General features: G+C 34.4%; 1 protein-coding gene. It reads right to left on the bottom strand.

From position 1 onward, the window contains the following. Nucleotides 1–372 (bottom strand): hypothetical protein (locus HX855_RS32900; RefSeq protein WP_178948065.1); only part of this gene is annotated, 372 nt, incomplete at both ends.

Here is a 372-nt window from a genome sequence, read left to right as displayed (position 1 = left end):
CCCTGATAGGGGCTTGATCAAAATTCTCGTTAATTTTTTCGCTGCTACTTTTTTCGATTTCTGCTTCAGGTGTGTGCGTTGCTTGAGGATGATTATCATTTAAATCTATATGATCAAAAACATAGTTAGAAATACATTTTCTAATTATGCCCTCAAACTCATCCAAGTTTTCGAAATCTTGAAAGAGCAACGATTTATTTTCTATTATACTCTTTCGAAATTTCATGACTCTCTGCAACTGCTCACCAGGGTCACTCATTGCTGGTGCATCAACCTTTTTGAAAAAAAGACTTATCAAAGGTTTTCTTTTTTGTTTGTTGCCAGTTGTAGCTATTGTAAATTCTTCTTCAAAGCCCGACTGATATTTACTTT

It is taken from the genome of Pseudomonas sp. IPO3778 (genome assembly GCF_013386825.1).
Classification (GTDB): Bacteria; Pseudomonadota; Gammaproteobacteria; order Pseudomonadales; family Pseudomonadaceae; genus Aquipseudomonas.
The sequence above is the reverse complement of the archived record's forward strand: the minus strand, read 5'-3'. Positions and strand labels throughout refer to the sequence as shown.